Source organism: Massilia oculi, from assembly GCF_003143515.1.
GTDB lineage: Bacteria > Pseudomonadota > Gammaproteobacteria > Burkholderiales > Burkholderiaceae_D > Telluria > Telluria oculi.
Genome location: NZ_CP029343.1, coordinates 111,921 through 137,177 on the forward strand (window position 1 = coordinate 111,921; position 25,257 = coordinate 137,177).

Annotated in this window: 36 protein-coding genes; 6 read left to right on the top strand and 30 right to left on the bottom strand. The window is 52.8% G+C overall.

Going from position 1 to position 25,257, the window contains the following annotated elements; all coding sequences use genetic code 11:
* The 3 genes from DIR46_RS26200 to DIR46_RS27830 all read right to left on the bottom strand — a co-directional run bounded on the left by DIR46_RS26200 (window position 1) and on the right by DIR46_RS27830 (window position 3,199).
* Window positions 1-1,980, bottom strand: a complete 1,980-nt coding sequence (locus tag DIR46_RS26200) for a hypothetical protein (protein ID WP_162819334.1) — start codon at window positions 1,978-1,980, stop codon at window positions 1-3.
* On the bottom strand, window positions 1,977-2,675 hold the full coding sequence (locus DIR46_RS26205; protein ID WP_162819335.1) for a hypothetical protein: 699 nt from the start codon (window positions 2,673-2,675) through the stop codon (window positions 1,977-1,979). The genes DIR46_RS26200 and DIR46_RS26205 overlap by 4 nt, the downstream gene beginning before the upstream one ends.
* A gap of 158 nt (window positions 2,676-2,833) precedes the next feature.
* Window positions 2,834-3,199, bottom strand: coding sequence for a helix-turn-helix domain-containing protein (locus DIR46_RS27830; RefSeq protein ID WP_109343494.1), 366 nt, complete (start codon window positions 3,197-3,199; stop codon window positions 2,834-2,836).
* A 1,237-nt stretch (window positions 3,200-4,436) separates the two neighbouring features.
* On the opposite strand from DIR46_RS27830, the gene DIR46_RS00495 reads away from it, so the two are divergent.
* From DIR46_RS00495 to DIR46_RS00510, 5 genes are all read left to right on the top strand, one after another.
* Window positions 4,437-5,471 carry a tyrosine-type recombinase/integrase gene (locus tag DIR46_RS00495; RefSeq protein WP_229446443.1) on the top strand — a complete coding sequence of 345 codons (1,035 nt, stop codon included), beginning with the start codon at window positions 4,437-4,439 and terminating at the stop codon, window positions 5,469-5,471.
* On the top strand, window positions 5,472-6,527 hold the full coding sequence (locus DIR46_RS26210) for a site-specific integrase (protein ID WP_162819336.1): 1,056 nt from the start codon (window positions 5,472-5,474) through the stop codon (window positions 6,525-6,527).
* A gap of 124 nt (window positions 6,528-6,651) precedes the next feature.
* Window positions 6,652-7,629, top strand: coding sequence for an IS481 family transposase (locus tag DIR46_RS00500; protein ID WP_109343495.1), 978 nt, complete (start codon window positions 6,652-6,654; stop codon window positions 7,627-7,629).
* 34 nt (window positions 7,630-7,663) lie between these two features.
* Window positions 7,664-8,428, top strand: a complete 765-nt coding sequence (locus DIR46_RS00505) for a hypothetical protein (RefSeq protein ID WP_229446444.1) — start codon at window positions 7,664-7,666, stop codon at window positions 8,426-8,428.
* Window positions 8,397-8,921, top strand: a complete 525-nt coding sequence (locus DIR46_RS00510) for a hypothetical protein (RefSeq protein ID WP_229446445.1) — start codon at window positions 8,397-8,399, stop codon at window positions 8,919-8,921. Before DIR46_RS00505 ends, DIR46_RS00510 begins: the two co-directional genes overlap by 32 nt.
* Before the next feature lie 49 nt (window positions 8,922-8,970).
* Here DIR46_RS00510 and DIR46_RS00515 read toward each other — a convergent pair whose 3' ends face one another.
* Window positions 8,971-9,213: a helix-turn-helix domain-containing protein gene (locus DIR46_RS00515; protein WP_109347852.1), complete on the bottom strand. Its 243-nt coding sequence runs from the start codon at window positions 9,211-9,213 to the stop codon at window positions 8,971-8,973.
* 565 nt (window positions 9,214-9,778) lie between these two features.
* On the opposite strand from DIR46_RS00515, the gene DIR46_RS00525 reads away from it, so the two are divergent.
* Complete coding sequence (locus DIR46_RS00525) at window positions 9,779-10,435, top strand: HAD family hydrolase (RefSeq protein WP_109343498.1); 657 nt, start codon at window positions 9,779-9,781, stop codon at window positions 10,433-10,435.
* 937 nt (window positions 10,436-11,372) lie between these two features.
* Here the strand turns inward: DIR46_RS00525 and DIR46_RS26215 are convergent.
* From DIR46_RS26215 to DIR46_RS00600, 26 genes are all read right to left on the bottom strand, one after another.
* A complete protein-coding gene (locus DIR46_RS26215) occupies window positions 11,373-11,570 on the bottom strand; it encodes a hypothetical protein (RefSeq protein ID WP_162819337.1) in 198 nt (65 codons plus the stop codon).
* Window positions 11,571-11,602: 32 nt separating this feature from the next.
* Window positions 11,603-11,914 (bottom strand): hypothetical protein, encoded by a 312-nt coding sequence (locus tag DIR46_RS26220; RefSeq protein ID WP_162819338.1) that lies wholly within the window; start codon window positions 11,912-11,914, stop codon window positions 11,603-11,605.
* The gene (locus DIR46_RS26225; protein ID WP_162819339.1) at window positions 11,898-12,149 is read right to left on the bottom strand and encodes a hypothetical protein; all 252 of its coding nucleotides are present in this window, start codon (window positions 12,147-12,149) and stop codon (window positions 11,898-11,900) included. The genes DIR46_RS26220 and DIR46_RS26225 overlap by 17 nt, the downstream gene beginning before the upstream one ends.
* Entirely contained in the window at window positions 12,146-12,427 is a 282-nt protein-coding gene (locus DIR46_RS00530) for a hypothetical protein (RefSeq protein WP_109343499.1), read from the bottom strand. The genes DIR46_RS26225 and DIR46_RS00530 overlap by 4 nt, the downstream gene beginning before the upstream one ends.
* Before the next feature lie 10 nt (window positions 12,428-12,437).
* Window positions 12,438-12,689: a hypothetical protein gene (locus DIR46_RS00535; RefSeq protein WP_109343500.1), complete on the bottom strand. Its 252-nt coding sequence runs from the start codon at window positions 12,687-12,689 to the stop codon at window positions 12,438-12,440.
* A 292-nt stretch (window positions 12,690-12,981) separates the two neighbouring features.
* Window positions 12,982-14,226 (bottom strand): hypothetical protein, encoded by a 1,245-nt coding sequence (locus tag DIR46_RS26230; RefSeq protein WP_162819340.1) that lies wholly within the window; start codon window positions 14,224-14,226, stop codon window positions 12,982-12,984.
* A gap of 102 nt (window positions 14,227-14,328) precedes the next feature.
* Window positions 14,329-14,862, bottom strand: coding sequence for a hypothetical protein (locus DIR46_RS26235; RefSeq protein ID WP_162819341.1), 534 nt, complete (start codon window positions 14,860-14,862; stop codon window positions 14,329-14,331).
* Between the two features lie 25 nt (window positions 14,863-14,887).
* Entirely contained in the window at window positions 14,888-15,652 is a 765-nt protein-coding gene (locus tag DIR46_RS26240; RefSeq protein ID WP_162819342.1) for a hypothetical protein, read from the bottom strand.
* Between the two features lie 65 nt (window positions 15,653-15,717).
* Window positions 15,718-16,119: a hypothetical protein gene (locus DIR46_RS26245; RefSeq protein WP_162819343.1), complete on the bottom strand. Its 402-nt coding sequence runs from the start codon at window positions 16,117-16,119 to the stop codon at window positions 15,718-15,720.
* 684 nt (window positions 16,120-16,803) lie between these two features.
* Window positions 16,804-17,154 (bottom strand): hypothetical protein, encoded by a 351-nt coding sequence (locus tag DIR46_RS00545; protein WP_109343502.1) that lies wholly within the window; start codon window positions 17,152-17,154, stop codon window positions 16,804-16,806.
* A 63-nt stretch (window positions 17,155-17,217) separates the two neighbouring features.
* The gene (locus tag DIR46_RS00550) at window positions 17,218-17,562 is read right to left on the bottom strand and encodes an LptM family lipoprotein (protein ID WP_109343503.1); all 345 of its coding nucleotides are present in this window, start codon (window positions 17,560-17,562) and stop codon (window positions 17,218-17,220) included.
* Window positions 17,563-17,649: 87 nt separating this feature from the next.
* Window positions 17,650-17,844 carry a YqaE/Pmp3 family membrane protein gene (locus tag DIR46_RS00555; RefSeq protein ID WP_109343504.1) on the bottom strand — a complete coding sequence of 65 codons (195 nt, stop codon included), beginning with the start codon at window positions 17,842-17,844 and terminating at the stop codon, window positions 17,650-17,652.
* 373 nt (window positions 17,845-18,217) lie between these two features.
* Window positions 18,218-18,517 carry a hypothetical protein gene (locus DIR46_RS26250; RefSeq protein ID WP_162819344.1) on the bottom strand — a complete coding sequence of 100 codons (300 nt, stop codon included), beginning with the start codon at window positions 18,515-18,517 and terminating at the stop codon, window positions 18,218-18,220.
* A 15-nt stretch (window positions 18,518-18,532) separates the two neighbouring features.
* Window positions 18,533-19,327, bottom strand: coding sequence for a TIGR02391 family protein (locus DIR46_RS00560; protein ID WP_109343505.1), 795 nt, complete (start codon window positions 19,325-19,327; stop codon window positions 18,533-18,535).
* A gap of 330 nt (window positions 19,328-19,657) precedes the next feature.
* Complete coding sequence (locus tag DIR46_RS00565) at window positions 19,658-19,924, bottom strand: DUF6283 family protein (RefSeq protein WP_109343506.1); 267 nt, start codon at window positions 19,922-19,924, stop codon at window positions 19,658-19,660.
* A 16-nt stretch (window positions 19,925-19,940) separates the two neighbouring features.
* Window positions 19,941-20,696: a YkgJ family cysteine cluster protein gene (locus DIR46_RS00570; RefSeq protein WP_162819345.1), complete on the bottom strand. Its 756-nt coding sequence runs from the start codon at window positions 20,694-20,696 to the stop codon at window positions 19,941-19,943.
* A 28-nt stretch (window positions 20,697-20,724) separates the two neighbouring features.
* Window positions 20,725-20,970 carry a hypothetical protein gene (locus DIR46_RS26255; protein ID WP_162819346.1) on the bottom strand — a complete coding sequence of 82 codons (246 nt, stop codon included), beginning with the start codon at window positions 20,968-20,970 and terminating at the stop codon, window positions 20,725-20,727.
* Between the two features lie 3 nt (window positions 20,971-20,973).
* A complete protein-coding gene (locus DIR46_RS26260) occupies window positions 20,974-21,351 on the bottom strand; it encodes a hypothetical protein (RefSeq protein ID WP_162819347.1) in 378 nt (125 codons plus the stop codon).
* A gap of 10 nt (window positions 21,352-21,361) precedes the next feature.
* Window positions 21,362-21,694: a helix-turn-helix domain-containing protein gene (locus DIR46_RS26265; protein ID WP_162819348.1), complete on the bottom strand. Its 333-nt coding sequence runs from the start codon at window positions 21,692-21,694 to the stop codon at window positions 21,362-21,364.
* Between the two features lie 14 nt (window positions 21,695-21,708).
* The gene (locus DIR46_RS00580; RefSeq protein WP_109343509.1) at window positions 21,709-21,948 is read right to left on the bottom strand and encodes a hypothetical protein; all 240 of its coding nucleotides are present in this window, start codon (window positions 21,946-21,948) and stop codon (window positions 21,709-21,711) included.
* A gap of 15 nt (window positions 21,949-21,963) precedes the next feature.
* Window positions 21,964-22,929, bottom strand: a complete 966-nt coding sequence (locus DIR46_RS00585) for a hypothetical protein (RefSeq protein ID WP_162819349.1) — start codon at window positions 22,927-22,929, stop codon at window positions 21,964-21,966.
* A 99-nt stretch (window positions 22,930-23,028) separates the two neighbouring features.
* A complete protein-coding gene (locus DIR46_RS00590; protein WP_109343511.1) occupies window positions 23,029-23,280 on the bottom strand; it encodes a hypothetical protein in 252 nt (83 codons plus the stop codon).
* Between the two features lie 92 nt (window positions 23,281-23,372).
* The gene (locus DIR46_RS26270) at window positions 23,373-23,645 is read right to left on the bottom strand and encodes a hypothetical protein (protein WP_162819350.1); all 273 of its coding nucleotides are present in this window, start codon (window positions 23,643-23,645) and stop codon (window positions 23,373-23,375) included.
* Window positions 23,646-23,888: 243 nt separating this feature from the next.
* On the bottom strand, window positions 23,889-24,224 hold the full coding sequence (locus tag DIR46_RS26275; protein ID WP_162819351.1) for a hypothetical protein: 336 nt from the start codon (window positions 24,222-24,224) through the stop codon (window positions 23,889-23,891).
* A gap of 60 nt (window positions 24,225-24,284) precedes the next feature.
* On the bottom strand, window positions 24,285-24,923 hold the full coding sequence (locus DIR46_RS26280; protein ID WP_162819352.1) for a hypothetical protein: 639 nt from the start codon (window positions 24,921-24,923) through the stop codon (window positions 24,285-24,287).
* A 35-nt stretch (window positions 24,924-24,958) separates the two neighbouring features.
* Complete coding sequence (locus DIR46_RS00600; RefSeq protein ID WP_109343513.1) at window positions 24,959-25,216, bottom strand: AbrB/MazE/SpoVT family DNA-binding domain-containing protein; 258 nt, start codon at window positions 25,214-25,216, stop codon at window positions 24,959-24,961.
* Window positions 25,217-25,257 lie beyond the last annotated feature (41 nt).

Genomic DNA, 25,257 nt, shown 5'->3' on the forward strand with positions numbered 1-25,257 from the left:
TTAATCTCCTAAATAAGTAGGACCAGTCTTGGGAGCTTCGAAATCGAAGAAGCTACCGGTCTTTGGCAAGATTGAAGGTGGGGAAGGTATCAGTGAGTCCCCTAGCGCCGCTTTATCACCGATGCGCTTTTGATCGGCCTGGACCTTGGAAAGGGAGAGCGCTTCCTTAGAAGCGCGCTTGGCGTTTCGAGCACGCTTGCTGCGTTCGCGCAGTTCGTCCGCCTTGCCATCGCACCAGCGTGCCGCCACTGACGTCGAATTCTCATGCAGGCGTTGCGACAGACCTGCCTGGTTCATAAGTGCACGGTTACGCCAGGAAATATGGTGTCCTTGCTTGTTCGCCGGGCCCTGCAGAGCGCCGAGCTGTTCGCCCGTCTCGAGTACGGTCGCATTTGCGACCTGGACATCGCGTCGATCGCAGTAGACGATGAGTTGCCGGTCGATGAGGTCGTAGGCGTTCGCAAGCGCGGCGTTTGTATATTTCCATCGCCCGAGAGTCACATGAGGCCGGATGTTATTCTTGCGGCTGCCGCAAACCTTAACAACTTCGACATGAGAAAGAAGCTTCAAGTCTTGCTGCGCCGGAATGGGTAAAGGCTGCAGAAACACTCCCGAATCGGAGCGATTCAAGCCATGCTGGAGCGCTCCTATCGGCGAAGAGAAATTGTTACCCTCATTCCCTTCCTCGTTGTGCTCTCTGATGCAGGCATAAATGACATCAATGAGGTCACGTATGGTGATCTCGAACTTCACGGCCTGCTCGACGGGCTTATTGCGGCGCGTGTCTTTTGGCCCAGACCCGAATGTGGAAGGCAGTCTTTTTAAACCACGCTCGCTCAGTTTGCCAAAAATCCTTTCAACTGGATGCCTACGCCACCACGCCTTGACCGGACCGAAATTGATCGCACAACCGAGTGTACGGATTATGTTATCGACGACTTCGGTCGCCGCATTCGACCATGCGTTATCCATTTTCAGGACGCCGAAGCCCTGGAACGCTATCTCGGGCATGATTTGTATGGGGAAAACCTTGCCGTCAACAGTTAATGGGCAAGTAGCCGCATCGCTTTCTTCGGCCGGTGGACGTATCGCGGACTCGACCACCTCTAGCACACTGTCCCCGCTCGGGTTCCCCTCGAGCGCTACAAACGCGCCCAGCACAAGATTCCATCGCTCCTCAATAAGAAAGCCGATGTGCCAGCGAGCAAGCGGTACTGGCAAGCGTCCGCCATCTTCGGTCTCCAGGATCAGAACTGAAGCTGCGTCGACTTTATGGAAATCTAATTGGCAGGCGCCATAGCCGCGAAGCTGCGGAAAAAGGCTGCGCCTCCCAGAACCGACCCCATGTCGACGCGCCGCTTCCTCTCCAGAGCGAGCCGAGAACCAGCGCGTTGCGTTCTCGCTCAGCAAACCGATACAAAATTGCCGAAGAGACTTGTATCCGCAATTCTTCGTACTGAATGGCCAGTCCTCCGACGTAAAACCCAGTGAGCGTAGCTGGTCAAGAAATTCACCATGAAGCTCGGCGTAGCTGATCCGAACTACTCGAACCGAACGCTCTCCAGTGCCAAGAAAGCGGTTCCGAATGTGTAGCTCCACTTCGGGAAATCGCGCGAACAGCTGCGATAGAGCACCTGCACACCCACCCGATCCTTCACCTAGCTCATGGACAACTGGAGCACGTCGCTCGTAGCCGCGCAAACGCTTCCAAGGCACCAGCGCACGAAAGCCGGCGATCGTGCCGTCCTCACCACCAGCCATGCATCGGCCAACCAGGTAGAAAATCTTCTGGCGCGGTATCGCCGTAGCAGCTGTGATCTGTTCGTGCGCTACTCCGTCCGCGTACATTGCGACAGCCAGCTTACGAGGTCGGTAAATACGCAGGATTTCTTCGTTCAGGACTTCCTCATCAGGTGCTGGCCACTGCGACAAGTTCGCAAAGGCAGCAGGAATAAGGGTCCGGCTACGTGGGACACTCATGACCGCACCCGGTCGAGTTGCGAGTGAGTTCCGAATAGGCGGCGAGTCAGATCGGTATGCACCGTGCCTTCCTGGAGCGCCCTGGCCACCACGGCAAGCATGATGCTCCGATCGGCCCGGGCGTCGGCCAAGACATCCTGTACGCGCAACGCGCCATGTCGAGACATTAATGCCAAGAACAGCTCGGTTTCGCGATACGTGGGATAAGCTTTGACACGGGTCATGATTGCGCAGAGCATGAGCCAGTTGTCCAGGAAGACTTCTTTCCCAAGCAGTTCAAGTTCGCTGCGCGCATGAACTTCTACACCGGCCGATGATGCCTTCTCTCGCAGACCCTCCGGAATCGAGGGATCACTTTCCTTGCCTGATGAAGAGCGCCCAGAACGAGCTATGACGATCCAATGCTCAGCGCCGTCGCGGCTGCGTACCCTGACATAGCCGGCATCACTGTTTGAAGCAACTTTAAAAGGATCATCGACGAGTTCGTAACCAGCAACGCCCGTATCACCTTCAAGTAGCATCAAGTGCATGAAGGGCACGTCACCGGACACGGTAAGGCGGCGATTGTTCTTGGGGGAATCGAAGATCCAGAGATTCGATACCTTGGCCGCGCGTTTGCGTATCACGGACAAAGGCGTAAAAGTTTCCCGCGCATGTGCACTTGCGCAAACGGGTTCTAAGACTGCTTTCACCATTGCTCTACCCTCCAGTTAATAGACGGATGCAGCTTTTTTGAAAACAACAGTTGACCGTCCGGCCGGAGAGCGATATCTTAGAATTTCCACGTTCGAAGATACTATCTCGGCCAGAAAGCGGCGGATCTCAGTTGTAGGGGGTTCGTCGTTTTCTACATTTATTCCTCCTTAAGGATCGCTGCGATACGCGCCGCTTGCTCGTGTGTAATCCTGGGCGCCGATTGAATCAATGACTTCACGAGTGGTGCTATAGAGGTCGAGGCCACAGAACTGTGACAAGTCGCGGCGCACCGATCTGCAACCGCGACAGCGAACAAACGGTGCGACTCAGCGTCGCTCAGTTCCAGCGCCTCGACGATGCGGCACAAGAGGAGCGTCGAAGGCGGCCCCTTTCTTGAATTCTCCAGCTGCGAGTAGTAGCCTCTACCCAATCCGGCACGAGAGGCAACGTCTGCTTGCGTCACGCCTGTGCGAATTCTTAGGGCATACAATTCACTGCCAAAGTTAGTTTCGGCTGCTCGCATGTTTTAAGGCGGAAGCTGATTTTGAGTGCGAATGCAGTTTATACAACTGCTTTCGGTATTCCGCAAGCAAAATATTCCCTGGGTTTAGATAATGCTGGCGATACTGCTTTCTCTGCTACGACGACCGCCCCAGATAATATCTGCGTTGGTGTTCCAAAGGCTGCACCACGTATATTCAGTTGCGAGACAAGAACGCGGTGCTCGTAAGGGCAGATGTCTAGATAACGCCTGGTCGATTCGCCAAAAACTAACTTTTTAGGGCGCCGTTGCTTGGCCCGAGGGTGCCGTTTCTCCATCTCTACGAGGACAGAGCATCTGTGTGGCAAAGCGCCTTCGCGCGCAAACCTGAAAAGTAACTTTTTGCGACGTCAACAACCAACTACGGATTATCTAGATAACGTCTAGACGAATCGCTCAAAACTAACTTTTAAGGCGACGCTGCTTGGCCTAGGGTTCGGTTTTGCCATGCCTACGAGGACAGTGGGTCGGTCCCGTAGCGATCCTCCGCGCCAAGCACCTGAAAAGTAACTTTTTCCGACATCAATAACTAACTATGGATCAAATCGGCGTAGCCGAGTCGGCAGCTCTACCAAGGAGCATTATGATTACTCCTGGAAATTGGTATTTCGATAAGGAAAATTGAATGCGATTGATGCTCGATGTTTTGCTAAATCCATGAAGCTTGAACTTCGTACGGAGGGTGACTATTGCGAGGATATTTGAAAGCTGAGCTGGTTTCAATTTGCCCAGTGCTGCCAACGTCTTGCTAACTAGCAGGTCAAGGAAAATGCGGGGATGTGCGCTAAGTCTACATCTATAGGTTTGAATTCGATCCCATCAACTAAGTCACCATATTTAGGTACAATGTTGCCGACGAGAGAAATGCCGAAGTACTCAAAATAGATGACTCTTGCACGAATCCCAAACAATTCAGTCACTTAGTCGAAAATTACGTCACCTGATTTAGGTACGAGTACTCAGCGACAGTTACCGCAACACCTAATGCCTAAATGGTACAATTGCTTGTTGCTCAACTTCTGCCTTGCTGTCAGTGCTTTTTCAACTCTCCGACGTTCTTGCCGCCCGTGACCTTCATGGCCCGATCCTGGTCGACGCGACCGGGATACCGCGTTACTGGGCCACAGTATGGTCGACGCTCTCGACTGCTCAGTTAGCTGACTCGACTCACATCAAGAAGCTTCGCTGCATCGAGTGCTTGTACCAGCATGCAGACAACTTGCTAGGCAGTTCCGCCCTGGATAACGCGCTGGGCTCACTCGATGACGAGGCGTTATCAAAAATCCTTGAATCGTGGTTCATGTCCCTTCGCAACCATGCCACCGGAACTAAAAATGACGAAGTCCTTTGGCACACAGGTATTGGGTTCGTGTTTTCCGTTATAGGTTGGTTGTCAAAAAGCGCTTCGGATGAACGAATCCTTCAGATAGAGCGACGATTACACCGCCTCAAGACACTGTATGGTCAATTGCATGTGCGGCGAACCAGCTCCATTGAATCAATCCGGTCCTTGCCTGCTAGCACTGTCGAGGCGTTATACACACTATTAGACCCCAGCTCTAATAGAAATCCGTTCACTCGCCAAGCAACCCGGTGGCGCATTTTCGTAGCATTCGTTCTCATGCTTCATCAAGGGCTTCGTCGTGGTGAAGTGCTGTTGTTACCTACGGACGCGGTGAAAAGCGCATTTGACCACAAACACAATAGGATGAAACACTGGATCAATGTCCGTGAAAACGATTACGAAAAAAATTATATTGATCCGCGATATTCTAAACCGAGCATTAAGACAATCCACTCGATACGTCAAATTCCGGTAAGCGACACGACAACAGACATTATTGAAACGTATGTGCAAAATTACCGCGGGCGCGCAAATCATTCCTATCTCTTGAATTCGCAAACAGGCATGCCACTTTCAACGGAAGCCCTCACAAAAGCATTTGCACTTGTAACCGAGAATCTCCCGAAGCAAGCGCTAAAGGAACTGCGGGACAGGACCGGAAAAGAGTCAGTGACCCCACATGACCTGCGCCATACTTGTGCGGTCGCCCGACTCCATCAGTTAATTCGACTCGGCGAACAAACGCCTGAAGCATTGCAGAAATTGCGCACATTTTTCAGGTGGTCCAAAACGTCCTTGATGCCATCGAGATACGCACGTGCCGTGTTTGAGGACCGGCTGGCCGATGTGTGGAACGATGCCTTTGACGCGCGCGTAGAGCTACTGAGGTCGTTGCCCAAAGGACATTGAATGAGTATTTGGAATCAACAGCAACTTTTTAAAGGCGACGGCGATGTTGTCAATGACGATATCTTGCAGCGCTTATACGTTGCCCTACCGAAGCTTCCGCCCGTGATTCGCTATTATGACGACTTCGACGACGAGCTTCGATCAATCCCGGCGCCAGAGAAACAGACAAGATTTGAGCTTTCGATTAATGGTGCTTCGACAAACGTTGATTTCGCGCGTTTTCACCCGCGGAGTGCCTTGCTCTTTAAGCACTTATTCGTATTCATCCTGGGGATGGATCGCAGTGTGGGAACCGCGATGTTATACGTTACGAGGGCTTACCCGTTGCCCTATTCGGACATATGCACTTTAGTAGAGGCTGGCCCTACAGGTATCGCACTGTTCTGGAAAGAGTTCCGGGCTCGCAATTATTCGCACCATGCGTATCGATGCGCTAAAACTTTGCTGCGAATGCTATGCGAAATTAGATTTAACGGTTGGTCAGAGAGCTACCAGACGTTCTTAAGTACTGCCCTGCCCTTGCCAGCCGTTGATAAATATGTTGGCGTCCGTGCTGGTGACGTTTTTTTGTCTGCTGAAGAAGAGGCTCTGATAGTCCGACACTTGGATTTAGCCGTCGATTCGGTGAAGGAGTGTACCAGCGATCGCAATATGAATGATTTAGCTGACACCCTTATGCTAACTTGTTCGTATCAGTTCGCAATGCGTCCTATACAAATTGCAAAGCTTGAGCGAAGCCATGTTCGGATCTGGCATGACAAGGGTTCTGATAGCCCGACTGTTCATCTGACCTTTCACACTGCAAAGCAACGGTCCAACGCTAGTCGCATCCCGATGACCCGTCGGGTGAAACTTGAGTGGGCTCCCCTTTTTGCGGCATGGCAAGCAAGGAGCAATGCCAGCGATGATCAAGAAGGCGGAAAATTCTTCCTGGTACAGTCGAGTGCAGAAGTCAGTCTGCGCATTGCCAACCTAGTGAGAGCGATATTAGGGTCTGTCGAGATCGGCACTGCTACTGATCTAAGACACACCGCGGCCCAAAGGCTAGTTGTTTAGTTTCGTGTGATCATGTTCCCCGTCGCAGCATGGCCTTGTTCCGTGCAAAGGCCGTGCTCGATGAGATAATTGCTGGCTTCCCGCATCGTTCATCAGCCCCTCGCAGAACATCACCATATCGAGCATGAGTTCACGCATTCACCCGCAAGCCCGCACCACGCCAAAAATCCGTCAGGAGATCAAGGATTCCGGCCTGTCCGACCGTCAAGCGGCCAAGGTGTTCAATATCACTCGGGCCACCGCTGCCAAATGGCTCAAGCGGGACGACGTGCAAGACCGCTCGCATCGTGCTCACACCCTGCATACGACCCTGAGCGCAGCCCAGGAACTGGTCGTGCTGTCCCTGCGCCAGACGCTTTACTTACCGCTCGACGACCTGCTCTACATCACCCGGCAATACATCAATCCCGAGGTCTCTCGTTCAGGCATTGCGCGACTGCTCAAACGCGAAGGCATGGCACGACTGGAGGACGTGATCCCTCAAGCTGAAGGCGAAACGATCAAGGCCAAGAAGACCTTCAAGGACTATGAGCCAGGCTTCCTGCACGTCGATATCAAGTACCTGCCACAGATGCCTGACGAAACCTCACGCCGCTACCTGTTTGTTGCCATTGACCGCGCGACGCGCTGGGTTTTTCTGCATATTTACAACGATATGACTGAACGTAGTAGCGTCGATTTCCTGCGCCGTTTGAAGCTCGCATCGCCGATCAAGATCACCAAGATACTGACCGACAACGGCTCGCAATTTACCGACCGCTTCGCCACCAAAGACAAGAAGCCCAGCGGCAATCACGCCTTCGACAAGGCATGTGGCAGCATGGAAGTCGAGCATCGCCTGGCGCCTCCGCGCCACCCGCAAACTAACGGCATGGTGGAACGCTTCAATGGCAGGATCAGTGAGCTGATCGCGCAGACCCGCTTCGATAGCAGGGCCGATCTGGAGACCACATTGCACAATTACCTCAAGCTTTACAACCACCATATCCCGCAGCGAGCTATCGGCTCAACGACACCGATTCAGGCGCTCAAGGATTGGCAGAAACGCAAACCTGATCTATTCGTCAAACGCGTCTACGATCAGACGGGACTCGACACGTAACGACGGATTATGTGACGTCACACGCTATATTTCCGTGAATCGCCCAGATCCGACCTTCGTATCTTTGGCGTTGGGCAGTGCTAGGGAGTTGCCTTCAATCTTCGAAAGATACGGGCAAACGGACGAAGACCGCGCTCTGACGATCGAGTCACATTCTCTGCGTCACCTGCAAAATACGGAGCTGTTCCGACTCGGAGTGGCGGACACAATTATTTCGAAGCGCTTCAACCGGAGAAGCGTCGCGCAGAGCTATGAGTATGACCATCGTAGCTTGGCTGAAGAACTGGACCAAATCGAGATGGCCGACGATCTGGAAATCATGCTGGGTGAAAAAGCAACCACGGTTGCGAAGATGATTGCCGCTGGAAAGGCCAACGGGCCGATTGTTGACTCCTTCCGCCAGATTCAGCGGAGCCAAGGTGACGCTGCGGCCTATGAATTTCTGCGCGCAGAGGCTGACGGTTTCCACGCCACTCCTTACGGCCACTGTCTGAACTCATTCACAGTCGACCCCTGCCCCAAACATCTTGAATGTTTTTCTGGCTGTCGCCATCTTTCGGCGACTGACCTGCCCGAGAATCGATCGAACCTTATCCGCCTCGAAGGGAAGCTAAAAGGCGCGATCGAGACCATTAAAGCGCGGCCCTCCAACAGCATTGGTTGGCGGAACCAACTGGAGCATGCCGAGCAGCGGCTTAATGGCGTGCAAACATTATTGGCTACCCCGGCGGGCAAGCCAGCATTCCCCGATGGCGTGGACCTTTCGCATGCCGATTTACACGGAATACTCGATGACTAAAGCAGAAAACAACGAACCATTTGCCGACGATGCGATGGTAAAAATTCTTGAACAGTTGCTTGCAGAGGATGCAGACATCACGGCACGCGCAGTTGCGCGACTTCACCCATCGCTCGCTGCGGCTTCCTCGATCACGCGGCACCCGGCCCGCATGGCTTTGCTTTCAAAGTACCGAGAGCAGCAGGACATGTATCGTCGGTGGAGCGGCCGGGTTTCCCGCATGTCCGGAACAGAACAATCTGTTGCGCTGGCCGCGAAGGATGCGCGCATCGCCGAGCTTGAGGCGGCAGTTCAGCTCCTGACGGCTTCACATGTTGCGATGCTGCGCGCAGTCGGTGAACTAGGCGGATTCAGCAAATGGGGTAAGTTTTATAAGGACTATAGTTCTGTGAGAGACAGCCTTGGCGCACTTGGGGCACTGCCGAACTCTACTGTACGCCCATTGGCCCCAAGTCCCGTACCGTTAGGCGAAGGCCGGACCAGCATTGAATGAGAGCTATTTGCTTGACCGCCTACATACTCGCCAATCGCCTCACCCGACTCTAGCAGTTTGCATCAGCAAGGATCTTAGACGGGAGGGTGTGCAGTGCTGCACATATACGGATCAGATTCAGGAGACTAACATTCCGCTCACCTCTTTCGATCTTGCCCATGTGGCTACGATCAATCTCGGCTTTATAAGCAAGCTCTTCCTGTGAAATGCCTTGATCTCGGCGGCAAGCACGGATCGCTGTGCCAATCGCTATAAGCTGCTGTGCATTGTCATCTTTGCCACCAAGTCTCATGCCCAGATCATCGAAGAATCGGGCAAAATAGGCCACGGCATCTACGCCTCAAACCTTTTGTACCGGCTACCTCATGCGCCCAAGAAACTATGACTCAATGCAACTAATGCGGGAGATCTTTGATAATCCGCCGTCGGCTGCCCTACCCTCGAACCTCTCTGACCAGTGGCTGGACGCGGCACTCAAGGATGTCGAACGCGTTATCAACGCCGATGCAGAGACGGAGCCAGACTTTTTGCTCTTGCCGCTTGAGCTCGTCCTGCACCTTCTAAATCCACCGGACGCTTCGTTTGAGATTTCTGATGAAGAACTCTTTCGTTGCATTAGGCAATATCGACTCGAATTAGCAATGGAAAAGCTTAGGCGGTGGGGCGTGCAGTTAGTACCACCTGCGAGTGAAGCGACGATTTTCGCGTCTAAGACGTCTTCCGTGCTATAGGCGTGCTCATGCCTTAGGCTACATACACGGAGTGAATGGCGACGGTGTGGCAGTGCAGCTCTGGCGCCTTGCTGCTCTCCAGCAGTTTTGCGCAGCTGCTGAATTAGAAGAATGGTCTAAAAAGACATGAGTAAATTTAATAGAAATCTGGTCAGCGTTATCTTATTAGATGCTTACGATACTGTGGTCGAGATTCGCGACAAGCGTAGGCCTTTTCGTCAGCTGATCCAGCTTGGCGCCAGCCAGGGTCGGAAGCCTGATGTGAACGACGCAGCCCTTCTGATGAGCCAACCGGTCAACTTGCGCCAAGCAGCTGACTTATTAGGAATTCAGCTCGGTGACGCTGACTATGAGCGTCTGTATAATGACTTAAGAGCAGAGATTGCGTCGATTACGCCGTTCCCAGAGGCCTTATCCGTTCTGCACAGCTTGAGAAACCGTGGCTTTAAAGTGGCACTGTGTTCAAATTTGGTGCTCGACTATGCCGCGCCCATCTCAGCGGTATTGCCGTTCGTTTTTGTTGCTTACGCCTTGAGCTTTGAGACCAGGGCAATCAAACCAAACCGTGCCATTTATGCTAGTGTCTGTCAGCGGCTGCAATGTGCGCCTAGCGACGTCGTTATGATTGGTGATAGCGTTAAAGCCGATGTCGAGGGCCCTCGCGAGTTCGGGATGCAAGCGTTTTTACTAGACCGCAAGCTCGGCTTTAGAAGCTCCGATTCGATTCCTTCGCTGTCTGAGCTTTTAAAAATCCTTGACGACTCGTCGTCAACAGCAGCTTAAAAATTCGGGCGTGCTCTGGTTCTCAGTGATCAGTTCGACGAATCGCCCAAAATGGATTCGGAACAGCCGACGATCTTCGCTTCTCTGTTCTTGGGAAAAGCGCTGACCCTCGTGAAAGATATTTGAGTTGTCGACGTATACGCAAATCGGTGTTTTCATATTTTTCCTTTATGCGAGCGACTCAACGCGTTCCATCTTGTCGCGATGCACTTTGGTCGGTGGTTCGATCGCTTCTCCATCAATAATTCGCACCGCAGTCGCCGTGTCTCCAAACACGACCTTGCTGCCCGCGTGATACTCGTTGACTGCCTCGACTTCAAAAACTTCGCCAGAGCGAAATATCACTCGCCAACGGCGCCGCGCCGCTGGGTTGTGTTTGAACCCGCATCCACGAGCACAGGCATCTACCCCGTAACCGCACGGCTCCGTGTGCTGGCCAACACGACATAGAAACCAGCGGCCAAAGGCGTCAAGAAGATTCAAAGTGTTTCCCAGGACTATCAGCGTGGTTTGGCAAAGCGCGTAGAGCACTCGCCCGTCATGAGCCAGTTTGCCGTACGATTCTCTGGATAGAACTTACCGTTGCGTTTCATGAAGTCGGCATCGCCCCACATATCGCATGTCGTTCGTTTGAAGTCCGGCGATGGCTGCGTTGCCTGAATCGTGAAGTGGAGATCGCCTACCTCATCGCTCGGTTGTTCTAGCTCTGCTTTCAAGTCGTAGCTGTACCTCGGCCACCGGTGATAGTAAGACCGATGCTCTTAATCCTTGCTGCGACACTAGTACCCTTGCCAGCCGATCCGGAAACGGGGATCGACATCGCGAGCTTTCCAGCATCTTCTGCATGAATCCTGTGCAGATCGGCCGCTGTTGCCTCGTAATACCAACCATGTCAGCAAACATCCACCAGACCAAGTTTTTGCGTTCGTTCTCATTTTTAGTTGGTAACTTTCGAACGAATAACATCCATTACATGCTGGTAGTGGTCGAACTGCGAGCCAGCCAGTCGCACGCCACTGTTCCAAAGGTCATCAATAAACGTTTCTGTACCAGCGCGACGCCGCTGCTCTGCCGGGCGTGCGACCCACTGTCCGTACACTTCATCACGGTCGCGCGATGGATTTTTCTTGCTCATGCTTTTCCGATATACAAAGGGTTAATCGCAGATTAGTTACTAGGTCGCTCAATCGCGCCCATGATTCCACGGATTGCTATGAATACCAGTACAACACCAGCAACGGATAAATTTACGTTTATTCCCTCTAAACGCGATACATACGAAGGATCAATTGCACAGAAGATCAGTGCAAATCCTGTTGGAATCGTCGCCCCTGCGAGAGCACCATTCAGCAGGGCCTCTAAGCGCGGGCTTGCCGATGAGCTCAGATTTTTAATCCATATGATTAAAAAACATAGAATAAATAAGATGACGGCAAGCTGATTATTGTACTTGAAAAATAGTTCAATCAATCTTTTCACCTTGCTGCTTCCGTCTATTCCAGCGTCGTTGAAGAATGCTTACCAATCCTCCCGCCATACCGGCGATCGCGGCAACTAACTCGTTAGGGAAATGCCGATCTAATGAATTGAATATCCATATCCCTAAACTACCAGCTAAAATCGCTCCGCCAGCAACGCCTATAATCCGCTCAAGGAAGCGGCTACTTGACCCAGTGGATTTATGATCAGTATTCATTTTTCCTTTGATGCTCACTCAAACCGTTCAGGCCATTTGACGAAGTACACATACCGACCGATAAACCATATCGCGGCCAAGATCGAAAGCCCGCTGCCACCTAGTAGGAAGGCGCTGACCGTAGACCGAACCGGTTCAACTAAGACCGAGAATTGCCCAGCATCGTTGCCACCGATATCGCTCGCCACAACGGCGAGAACCAGCAAGAAGACGGCCAGAACACCGTAGCCTACAGCTTTGCGCTCTGATTGCTTCAGCATTGTGACATAGGGGTCAATAGAGTTTCTGTAGCCCATATCTTTTCCGCTAACGTTGTTTGTTCTTGCCGGCCGCCTTGAACTTGGCCATATCCAGTGAACCGAGACCTCCGGCCATGCACTTCGCGTAGACAGTCGCTCGCGCATGCTGTGCACTCGGGCCGACTGTATAGACCCAGTTAACGACAGCCGTATCCCGTTCATCAAGCATCTTCTGCTGCGCTTTTGGGCGTTTGAAGTCGGACATCGCAGGATCGAGCATGCTCGCCAATACTTGTTCTTCGGGCTGACCAAGGTGCATAAGGTTTGCGGCTGACTGGGCGAACTTTCCAATGCCAAGGCATAGTTCTTCCGTCTGAGCGTATGCAGCTGGGGATAGATGAGCGAGCGACAGAACGAAGATAGATTTTAGAAGCCGTATATTCATTTTTTGCGATCTCTTCTCGGCTTCCGGCCGGCTCGGGGCGCCTTCTCGGCACCATATCGTTTTCCGTAGCGTTTGGCCGCCGCTCAGAGCTTTGCACGTGCGACGTTGCGATTCATATTAGCGAGCGTTTAGTCTGGCTTCTTTTATGGCAGGCACTGAAGTGCTGTTAGCTAGATTCGCTCCATCGAAGAGCAAATAATAAATATGGGTCGCGGATATCAAGAACGTCTTTATCTCCATCCCATTCAATGATTGCAGCATTTGCTGCGTCGTTTGCGAGTGCGGACATATGGGCGCACGCGCCAGTTACACTCGACCCTTGAGGGTGCTCGCGGAGGCACACATCTGAAATGCGTTTAAGTAAGTCAGGGTAACTTAAGGTAAGTTGAGGAGGAGGAAAGGCGAGCGCTTTTACTATAATTGGATAGACGTCGCTAGCAGTTTGATCTTTCAGTACATACGGTTTGCGATCTGTACCACGAACCTTAGGCCCTTCTTTCATAACTCGCATTACCGAACGGTAATCATTTGTTTGTGCGGCACGACGACAGATTCTATCAATCAGATCAATAGTACCTGTTACGATAAGTTTCTCAGGCGTCGTTTCCTTAGCGTCGATCTCAAAGCACAGATTGAGGCACAACGATTGCATAAGTTGGGGAGAGCCAGCAGCCTCCATAGCAAATGCTGAAATTATCGAATCGGAAACCTGCATATTCAGTTCTTTGAAACCTTTTGAGGCGATTTTTGACAGTTCAGGTGCGTCCCAGTAATCGAAGTCGAGATTTAACATACGCCCTCGAAGATCCGCATTCGCAATTACAACGTCATCGGAGTGATACGGGACAGCGGCAAGTATGAACTGCGCCCCCTGGCGTACGGCTTCTTTTATTACTTCAGCAACTTGGACTTGAACTTCTTTCGCAATATAATGGAAATCGTCAACAAAGACGACAAGTCCGCTACCCTTTAGCTCCGTTACTAGAAGAGCTAAGTAATCTGGGCGAACGTCGGCCGTTGTGCTCCCTGTACTAGTCCATTTTCCCCCGAGACTCACCGTTCCCTTGGTCACAAGTGGCACACCACCTTCAATGCTTGCGCTGCTGTTTACCTCTGAAATTTTCGAGTCGAGCGCGGTGGAAGGAATTGGAGTACCGATGACTGTAAAGATCCGCCTCCATAATTCCTCAGCTGCTGTAATGTTTGCTCCGCTTACATGAATCAAGTTATCGCGACCTATTACTGATTCGACAAAAACAGTTTTTCCCGATTTGGATGGCCCGGAAATCACAATCACGCTACCGCCAAGTTCGAGATTTTGCTCAAGGATCTTGGTTTTTTCTTTTAAATGTTCACCAACCAAGGTGACAGTGGGTAGATCGTTGGGAGTAAATACTTCAGTGCGTTTCATATGAGCCTTTAGCGAATATCGGTTAGGACGCGGCGTATAATTTTGTATGCTTTTTCGATGTTTCGAGAGCGGGAAAAACACCGCGCTATTTTTCCTTTACGTTCAGGCACTCACAAAGTGTGACAGCTTTAATGACAACGGAAAGACGTCTCCGGCGCGATAGTCGCGCTGTACCGGTTCTAGGTCGCCGAGCTTTCCCGAAATTAGACCGTGCTTGCCTTCTCCAGGGCCAGTTACAGACAGGCCGAAGTTGCGCCAGAAGGTTGCAACTGCCGGGCGGTCGTCGGTTATAGTGCCATGGATCCGCGTCTGCGAATTGATCCATGGAGATCGCTGCAATACCTGAATGGCGAGGTTGACTAAGAGCTTACCGTAGCCCTTCTGATGCCGATTTCTAGAAATCGGCTCAGGACCGTTACCTACAAGGTCCATAAAACTGACTCGCGACGGACCGTAATTGATCATCAGCGCGACCTTGTCGTCTTGCCGACTCGATAGCAGAACCTGCAGCGTCAGATCACCAGAGGTATCCCCAGAGATCCGTACTTTTGGATAGCTTTCTCCCGACGGATATTTAACCCGGTAAGGTGGACGCATCAGGCCACCGTTTTCGCAAATTTGGTTACTCGAACTCATCTTAATAGCACAGTTCTCCTTGGAATTATCCCGAAAGCCCAAGCATAGTCGCGGCAGTCGCAGCAAGTGCATAGCCGCCCTGGATCTTTGTTGCAATGTCACAGGCGTTCGCAACATCGCCGACTACCTTACCCACCCGCTGCATGATGCTCCGCTCCTGCTCAGACAGCCCTTGTGTAACTTCTGATAGCGTGGCCGCCTCATGGCCACTTATACCGTTAATACTTTGCATTGCATCACGCAGCCGCTCCGTTCCAGAAACTTTATAGTTCCACAACGCGCTGCGAATGGCCCGAAGATGGCGCAGTAAGAAAAGCCTCAAAGTGCTTGGGAGATTCGAGCTTTCGATATCAGAAATTAATTTATCAATCTCAACTGCAAGCGTTTTTACTTCGTCTGCGATATCTGTCGATCCGTCCGGGCCTAAGACAAACCCAGCCCACTGAAGCATAACGATTTGTTCCTCCCGAACCATCTTCGCAATGTCATCCCAATGACTGTGCATATTACGAGTCGAAGTGACCGACTTAAGTTGTGTGAGATGGGGTTGATATAGTTCCACGGGAACTCCACGATCACGCAGCAGCACCCCCAGATGAGCAACCTCTTGATTTACTGCCAGGGCAGACTCAGCAGCAATCTCGTCAAGTTCCAGCCCTGCCGGCCCGTGCCTTTCAAATAATGTTGACCAGGCGTCCACCCCGCTTGGTGGCATATTGCGAACCGACGTTTCCGGCTTGATCGAGCGAAACTGCACGAACAGATGATGTAATCGCTGAGCTGAGTTCATAAATGATCTTCTACTTGTCCCGACTTCCGGTCAGGTGGCGGGGCGCCGTAGCGCAGTTTTCCGATTTAGTCCATACGCTGCAAAATTTGCCCGATCTTCTGATATGAACTCGCACATGCTGGATTTAATGCCCCTACCATTCCCAACGGGGTAACAAACGATGAAAGCGTGTTGAAGGCGTTCTGTCTGGCTTGTTTTTTAGCGCAATTGACCGCAGTTTCTCGCTCCCCTAGTTGGGTAACGGAGTCACGTAACATCTTGCTGAGCGTCTCGGGTACTTTTTGGCGTTTGAGTTCTTCCGCCTCGTCTGGCTTCTCTATTTGCAAGAACTCTACGGAGTTGTCGACACACGCGCGAAGCGCGTCTACGACTATTTGACAGGCCGAGGGAATATTCTGTGCCGACGCAGAACCGGCCATGCTCAGCAAGCCGACACTAACAAACGTCGCAAACCCTAGTTTTGACATCCAAATTCTCCTATGCATTCATTCCTTGGGCTGGCACCACGCCCCCCCTTCCACTGCTGGCACAGCCGCGTCGAACGCGGCGTGGGTACTACTGGGCGTTTTCCGCTGCTAGTTAGTCTATGCGACCGACGCTGTATCGGAAGAAAGGCGAGTAGTCTTGCGGGCCAGTTTGTTCCTGCCCAGTGCCGACAGCCAAAAGAATCCAGCCTTGTTCCAGCAAGGGATTCAGCTGAGGCTCAAAAACGTGACGTACTTCCTTGACCTTATGCAATGGCGACGTATCTTGGCTCATGTTCTACTCTCTGATTCGTTGGATATGAAAGCTAGCACTGTCCTAGCGTTTAACTCCCGGGGAAAGCACCGCGCCTGCCCTTTCAATGCCGCAGCCCCGTCTAGCGGGGCGCCGGGTGCTGCTTTGCGATTTCCATTACGACGTTGCGGCATACTTTGCACGCTGTTCAGCGATGTACTCTGCACAGTGTTCAGCTAGCAAATCGGAACACGACCAGTCATCAACGACGGGAGATTCGGTGGAGGTGAAATGGGACAAGCCCAGCTCGACTAAGCGTGCATCCACGCGATTCTGGTAATCTTCGCTAGCGCGGCGGTGGGGTTGCATGCTCATTTTTTCGTAATCCCTAGAGTTTCGCTTTAGTTGCGAAGTGACATTTCCTTGACGACTGATTATGGTTTTCGGCTGCACACAAAGTTCACCAAGTCGGACTTGCTCGATCCGGAGAGAACGTCGGTCCACCTGCCAGGTGCGCCCGTAAGCTTGTCCGGTCCGTCCTCGCTGTAGCCCATATCGCGATACTGCATGGACTTGCAGTTGATCTCAGTTTTCGAGTAACCAGTTTCATTGACGCCAACACGTTTATGCAGCGTGGTAATAATCCCGCCTTTGGTCTTCGCGTCCAGCAGGTAATACTTGCCTTTGTCAGCCATGGTGCGAGGAATCTGAGCCTCTGTAGCATGGGCTGCGATACCGGAAGCCGATGCTACGATCATCAGGCTCGTGGCCAATACTTTGCGCATCTTGGTCTCCTTCTTTGGTTGATGAAACACGTGGTTGCTTTTCCGGGACCGTAAGGTGTTCCCTCATTTGACGCGACGATATTCCATCGACCCGGCGCCTGTTGGCATGAGTAGGGTGTCAGTGTCCTTGACGTAGCTGACCCTGGAGGAACCGAAAAAGCCCGATATCTCCAACATGCCATCCTTGAAAACTGCCGGGAGAACTTGCGTGTCGAGATGGTTTCGTCGGAATGCGGACGGCTCAGTGACTTTGATTACGAAATTGTCGCCATTTCGCTCGATAGCTGCCGTGCGATTCTTGTATTCCTTCGCCTGCCAATTGCCGACATACTCGCCGCCCTGCTGACCGCATGCCGCGAGTGTCACAGCGACGGCAACGTGGGCAAGGCCTTTCATCCACTTTTTCATCTTTTGTCCTAGCCGGCCACCGGCCGGTGCGGGGCTTGCGCCATGTTCTATTATTGATAGCTCACCGACTTCCATTTTTTCGGTAGATCATCCGCGCTGCCGAAGTGCGCGTTCGATCTTCTGGTCGGTTTTGTATTGGCTGAGCGCATACACGGCCCAGATAGTCGCGGGAATCCAACCGATGAGGGTGCACTGCAGGATCAAGCAGATGACTCCGGCAAAAGGGCGCCCAATGGTGAAGAAGGTCAGCCAGGGGAGAATCAAGGAAATGATGAGACGCATTTGTTTTCTCTTTCAGTGCCCCTGTTTACGCGAGGCGCCGCTCGGGCTTAGGCCCATCTTCTTGAAAGCGACCGTTCCGGTCGCTTTGTTCAGTGTTTTCCTAGAGCTTTCCAGACGGATTACAGATTGCACATTTCGCCGGACCAGGGAGTCGGTTATCACAATTAGTGCTAAGTTTTGTTCGGGCGCACACGCGGCCGTCCTGCTTGAACTCGATATTAGCATTAAGGCTGTCATATTGTGCGCGAATCTCCACACGCTTTTTCGCATAGTCTTGCTTTAGTCGTACCCGCTCTTGTTCCTGCTTCGTGGTCCCAAGGCGCTTCCAATTCAACGCCCTTCGTCGTTTTCTTTGTCGCATTTTTTTCCTAGCTCAATCACTGTCATTTTGCGCACGTCCGACAGTCTCGCAATTCTCTGAGTGCTGAACTGAGGTTCTACGAACGCTGGGCCAGATCGCTTTTGCTGCGTCAAAAACCAGCTTGGGATTTTCGCCACCAACGATGCTGATCGCGAAAGTGACGTATATGGAATCCCTAGTTGGGGGAGCATACGAAAATTCGAGACGATGATTTGGAAGCGCCGCAGCCAACCGGTCTTGATACACTTTCTGGTCTACTTTGTAGTCAAGCAGCGTTTGAACATCAAAGGAGACGCGGATGACATTTGACATGTTATTCATACTTTCCTAGGTGATAGTCCTGTCGAGCCGGCGATGGATTAGGGACGCCATCGACAGCAAATCCTCGGCGTCATCCTTAGACATATTCCAGTGAATGCGGGCTTCGTGCGCAGTCGTATTCCTGAACATTCCGGCGACTCCTCGTAGCAGGTTTGCGAACCCTTTTTGCTCGCTTCGTTCGCTGTCGGTCGACAATGGATTGATACGAACCAGAGGACATTCACCCGCAAGTGCCTTGTCAATAAGCGCCGCACCATCTTCATTAAGTCCGCTTTTCGACCGGAGTTTGTCCATAACACTCTTTACGGCCTCCAAAACTGCATGAAAGTAGTTGTTTACCAGAAGCTCTTCTCTACAGAATTTTAGGACGTCAGCGTGCACGCCTCGTTTCACCAGGTCGGCGCGAAGCTCTTCAGCACGGACCCTTGCCTCCGAAATTGTGCGCGCCTGCGCTACCTCTTGGAGCAAGCCACTATGATCAATTGCCAACCCAGCGAACAATAGAGCTTGGTTCAGGCGAACACGCATGGGCTCGAAGCGATCAGGGTTGGATACGTATCGTTCAGGCTTCATTGACTTCCGGATGAACGCGAGTACATGCAGCCTATCCTGTCTGCTATTCTGGTCAAGAGCGAAAGCATTGTAGAGCCGAATGCGTTTGGTCGCGCTCGGATCGACGTCCGTGATACGGCTCGCGCTGAGCAGAAATCCGATTTCTGAGCCTGTTAGCCCGCTTGAGGTATCACCGAGCGCAGCAGCAATTGCTTCCAATTGCGTGTCGGTAAAGAACAGAGAACTCATATTTTTCCGCTTTGCTGTGGTCAGGTGCTAACGGCCTCGATGTCAGCCACATTAACGAAACAAACAGTGCCCGAATCCGACGTGATGTTCACCACATTCGGCGCTTTCATTGGATCCCACTGCGAGAGCGTGCCGCTGAATTGGTTTCCTCCGCGCGTATAGATTGTGATCGATCTGAAGTAACCTTCTGCGTCCTTTTTTAGGTAGGTGTCCAGTATTGCTCTGATAGTATTCATTCGTCATGTCCTTGTTAAGTCGGCACCGTGCCGGCCTTCTCAATGCTGCTGCCCCGTCAAGCGGGGCAATGGGCGCTGCTGGGCCTTTTCCTTGTCAGTTCTGGTGATGCTCAATGTAGGCCGCTTTGCTTGTAAAGACCTTATCCGCGCCGGCCAGGTGCAGCGTCAGACGGAGCCGCGCTGCGAGCCTGACAAATGCATTATCGGGGCGGTTGATGAGCATGCGGCCCGCGCACTGCTTATCCGTCTTCTTGCGGCAAACGAACGAGTCGGCCGACAAAATGTCCGACATCCGTTCAGCACCCAGCCAACCCTTCAAAGTGTCTTTGCGAAAGGGGCAGTCTTGACAGGGCGCCTTCATGTTCGGCAGCGATCCATTAGCGATTCCCGGACTGACTTAGATGCGACTTTGCAAAGATGTTCTCGCCACTCAACCATGCCTGTTCTGGAGCCGCATGATCTAACGCAGTGCTAACTGCAGCGGTAAGCTCAAGCCAATTAGTGTCTGCCTCAGGAACGGCAATCGCCAGACCATCTTGCAGTCCCTGCCGCACTGCGTTGAAAGCAATCATGCGAGCTTTCTCATGAATCAGCCCGAATGGTTTGAAGCCAATCCGTTTGCCTCGTTTGCAAGCTTGGACGTCGTACGATGTGAACTCCGAGCAGGCTAGTGGCCGTACCGCGTAGATCGTGCAGCAACCATCTGCGCTTAGAAACGCGCACGGTTTTTTGATATTGACCCGTGCTTTCAAACTGGTGCCGCGAGTTGCCTTGTCAAGGCTTCGTACGCGCCCCACAACTTCTTCCATTTGAATGCGTGACGTCGATGCTCGCAGGTAGCGGACGATTCGGAATACCTCCGGTGCGGACACTGAGACAAGCTGGTAGCAGCAGTGTGAGCAGCCGGTCGAACAAGCCACCGGTGGGGAAGCCGGGTCGAGGTGCTTTGCAGTCGCAGCCTCAGCAAAACCATCAGCATCTTCGATAACGCGTTGCAGGAGATCTGGGCTGGGAGTCGGAAGCAAAACTTCCGAAACCGCCTCCTGCTGAGCTTGCCGAATGCGTTCCTGGAGCCGCAGTTCAGCCTCGCTAGTTTCAGTCACCACTACACCGCTACGTTGATCAGTTCTCATTTTTTTCGGGTTCGCTCTTGGACGCTGACTAGGCATACCCCTGGCATACCAAGGACGTTCCGCAGCGCGTGTGATGTTGAAGAACTGCTGCAACGACCTGCTGTTCGCTAACGCCGGCCGCGGCGGCCGCGAGGGAAAGGGTCCAGGTTCTGCGCAACGCCTTGCCGAGAGCGATCGCGCCCACATCGTCAAGCACCTCGCCCGAAGTGGGAAGCATAGCCGCCGCGTCGACGTCAAACTGGATCAGGGCCGCAGCCGCAATTTTCGCACTCATCGCTTACTTCCAGTGCACTTGCAGGGCCTTAATTCCGTTTGCGGGTACGATGAGATCGCCCAGTTGAGATGCGCGGGCCCAGAGCTGCTTGGCGTCGTCAGCAGGAATCGCATTCAGGTTGAACTGGCAGAGCAGCTGGCGCGAACGCCAAGTGGTCTTCGCCGCTTCAAGGCCTCGACGGAGGCCGTCCAGGCTATCGATCAAAACTGCTTGCTGAGGGGCGAACAGCACCGTTACACCGTGTTGCTGGCCCAATCGAGCAAGATGGGAATAGTCATCGCTGCCAGATTGATAGTCCAACTCGACTAGCTTACTTTTCTGCCGTTCAATCAGTGCAATGGCAGATGCTCTGTCTTGAGCCTGGATTGGATCAGATTGCATGTTCGTTTTCCTATCGTAGTTTGATCCCAAGCAGCACTGACACGGCGTGCAGTTTTTCATCTGTTAGTGCCGCCAGATTGCGGGCGAGTTTTTCTACGCGACGGACCTCCAGAGGCGGCGTCTCATCGTTTAGCATTGTGCCATTGCCCGTCGCGAGCCATCGAGCTTCAACGCCGAGCACATCCGCTAATGGAAACAAGAGGCTGGCTGAAATGCCGCCATCAGGACGATTCTCGTAATTCCATGCCGCCTGCGCGCTGACGTCGATAGCTTCCCCGACTTTCGCTAGCGAGAGGCAGGAATGTTCGCGAGCCAGCTTGAATCGTTCAGCAAAAGTAGTCACAGTTTTCCGTTGGTCTAGATTGCTTCACTGATGGGGACGATACGACCGTCGATACGCATCATGAAAAGCGAGGCGCGTTCAATCAATGCCGGCGCCAGGTGAAGATCGGATTCGTCCAAGACGCGGTCCTTAAATTCGGCCGTAACCAAGTCGGCGCGCCCAGGCCGCAAGATAAGTTCGACGCCGGCAGGGATGTCGGTCAATAAGGCCGACAGCTTTGCAGCCAATGCCGCCTGTTGTTTTGTCAGTGCCATCTTTTCCGGTCTCGTTTAGTCGTTGGACTCGAGCTGGCTGCGGATATTCTGCTGACGCTCGATCATCTGGCTGGCAACGAATTCGGCCATGCCGTGATTGCCGCCGTCGAGGTAGCCGGCGAGCTGCTTTGCATCGCTGTCACGGCCCTTGTAGTTGATCGCTTCGGCGTTCACCTGGTCGATCATTTTTTGCAGCTCGGCGGGCAAGCCGTGTTCCTGCGCTTGGCGAAACTTCTGCTGACGCTCGAGCATCTGGCCGGCGACGAATTCGGCCATGCCGTGATTGCCGCCGTCGAGGTAGCCGGCGAGCTGCTTTGCATCGCTGTCACGGCCCTTGTAGTTGGTCGCTTCCGCGTTCACCTGGTCGATCATTTTTTGCAGCGCGGCGGGCAAGCCATGTTCCTGCGCCTGGCGAAATTTCTGCTGACGCTCGAGCATCTGGCCGGCAACGAATTCGGCCATGCCGTGATTGCCGCCGTCGAGGTAGCCGGCGAGCTGCTTTGCATCGCTGTCACGGCCCTTGTAGTTGATCGCTTCGGCGTTCACCTGGTCGATCATTTTTTGTAGCTCGGCGGGCAAGCCGTGTTCCTGCGCCTGGCGAAACTTCTGCTGACGCTCGATCATCTGGCCGGCGACGAATTCGGCCATGCCGTGATTGCCGCCGTCGAGGTAGGCGGCGAGCTGCTTTGCATCGCTGTCACGGCCCTTGTAGTTGGTCGCTTCCGCGTTCACCTGGTCGATCATTTTTTGCAGCGCGGCGGGCAAGCCGTGTTCCTGCGCCTGGCGGATATTCTGCTGACGCTCGATTATCTGGCCGGCAACGAATTCGGCCATGCCATGATTGCCGCCAGCGACATATCCTTCTACCTGACGAACATCACTGTCGCGCCCCCGGTACTCAATAGCACCTTGGTTAATTTGGTCAATCAGGTTTTGCAGATGCGCAGGTAGCGTTCCACTAAATGCAATTTGTTGTGACATATTTTTCCTTGCGCCGGCGCCGGCCGGGCGCGGGCGCCATTAGGCGCGGTTCGTTCAATTTCGCGGCCGAGAAAAATACGGCAGCGTTTTCCGTGCTCGTTAAGCGTCTCGCAATTCGTATGGGCCCAGTGAACCCCGGCATTCGCGCGCTTTTACGTCATACACAAAGACGCGGTCCGGCGAGAGGGCAATATGCTTGAAGATACCGATAACCGGCCCATTGCTAATGCTTACCTTTACTTCATCGTAGGCGGAGAGAAATACGAAAATTTGCAGGTCACCGTCGACGAAATCTGGAGTGTCGTTGATCGCAAAAGTGTGGTCGAAATTTTGAAGTACGACTCGTTTCATGATTTTTCCTAGTTGGCCGGCACCATGCCGGCTCTCTTAATGCACCAGCCGCGTCGAGCGCGGCGTGGATAATGCTAGGTATTTTCCCTTGTTCAGCCGCGCTTGATGCCGGTTGTCTGCATTGCACCATCCGATGCGATGGAGATGTCCAGAGTCTGCCCATTATCGTTGGCACGAGACACCATTTCACGCAGAACGTTCTTTCGCTCTAAGTTGTATTCAAGCTCTCGTGCGGCCCTATTGGTGATCTCAAAGTCGCCGCAAGTGGCATTAGAGCAAACGATATAGCGGCGGTTGCCGCTGTCAGTCTCTTTCCCTTTTGCTCGCTGTCCGCAGAGGATGCAAGTTGTGTTTTCGGCGTTCATATTTTTCCTTTAGCCCACTCAACGTCGGCTCGGGCTTTTCGCGCGGCCGCATAGCGCGGCACCCACGATGAGTGAGACTATGCTTAATCCAGCGAATAGCCATGAGATACGTGCGGCGTTCCAGTCGTTCGCATACCACATCAATCCAACACCCGTGGCCGCGACCAGGCCGTAGACGACGCTCTGTTCAAACCACCATTTAAAATTCCTCACTGACGTTTTCCGAGGTCAAACAAATTAAACCTATTCGGCACCAGGCTTGTCCAGAACGACCTCATGCATTTTTCTGATCGCGGTAATAACGATGCGTCCGTCATGGTAAAGGTGGGTTCGATGGGTTGATCTTGCTGAGCCGTCCCAATAGCACGGGTCACCGTCCATATCCTTCCAGCCAAATTCGCGCTGAAAACCATAGACATGCATCCGCTCACCATAATTATTTCGATCCAATCCGGATAGCTCATCCTCTACTTCGTCCATGATCCGCGTCATGAGCGCTAGGGCATCTTCCCGGCCTTGAGCTGGCCTTGCTTTTTTAAGCCTGGCCAAGAATATGGCAAAGCGGTCCGCTCTTTTCATAACATTTTCCCTTGTGCCGGCACCGCCAGCTGCGGGCGCCACCAGGACGCCGTTTTCCGATCAATTTCCAGCGGTAGTAACACGGAGCTGATACGCAGCTCGCTCACCAGCGATTTTGTCGCGAAGCTCGCGAAGTTGCGCGTCTCGATCCCAACCATTAGGATTAGCCGAAATAGGTGGCAACCCGGCATGCTCGCGCAGTCGTTGAGCAATCTCCGACACTTCAAGGCCAAGAACTGCATAACCATGCTGACGAGCCCAAAAAAACTCAGCGTATTCCGGAGGATCGTCGTACTCGCCGACACCAGAAATATACTGCTGGAGTTGTTCGACTCGATGGGGTAAGCCCAGGATGTCATACATCAGTCCACCAGGTAGGGCTTTCCAGTTCACTTCAAACTCAAGCGGATCGAACGTGGGTGATGCAACCGTCACCTCATGACAGCCGTTACTTGCAGCCGGGCACCCTTCTTCTGTTCCATCGTCATGTGCAACGTGGAGACATTGGTTCGCAAACCTATCCAAGTGAGCGGCAACAAAAATCGCCAAGTAAACGGTCTCCTTCTTATTACGCTCTAGCTCACGTGCCTCTTCGCGCTGAGACGTTAAACGTCCGCCGAGCCATACACCTCCAAGGCCAGCAGCCGCAGAAATCACAGGTGAGATCACGCCGGGAACCAGACTCCAATCAACTGCCATGTGCATTCCTTAAAACTGACTAAAAAGGCTTTCCTCTACTCGGCGCCGATCATGCGGCGCACTTTAGTCAATGCCGCTTCACCGGACCTGGAGTCGAGCTTGCCAGCTGCGAGTGCTTTAGCTTCGGCAGGAGTGAACGACACAGTAACGCCGCTGACAACGGTGGGGACAATCTTGATCTCTCCCATCGTCACTAGGACATCAAGTTCTTGGCCGTCCTGGAATCCTGCCTTGTTGAGCATCTCGCGGCTGAATGTCGTCCCTTGCGAGTTACCGATTTTTCTTAGCTTCATTGCCGCCCTCAGAGTGATTACATCGTAACCACTTATGCAAA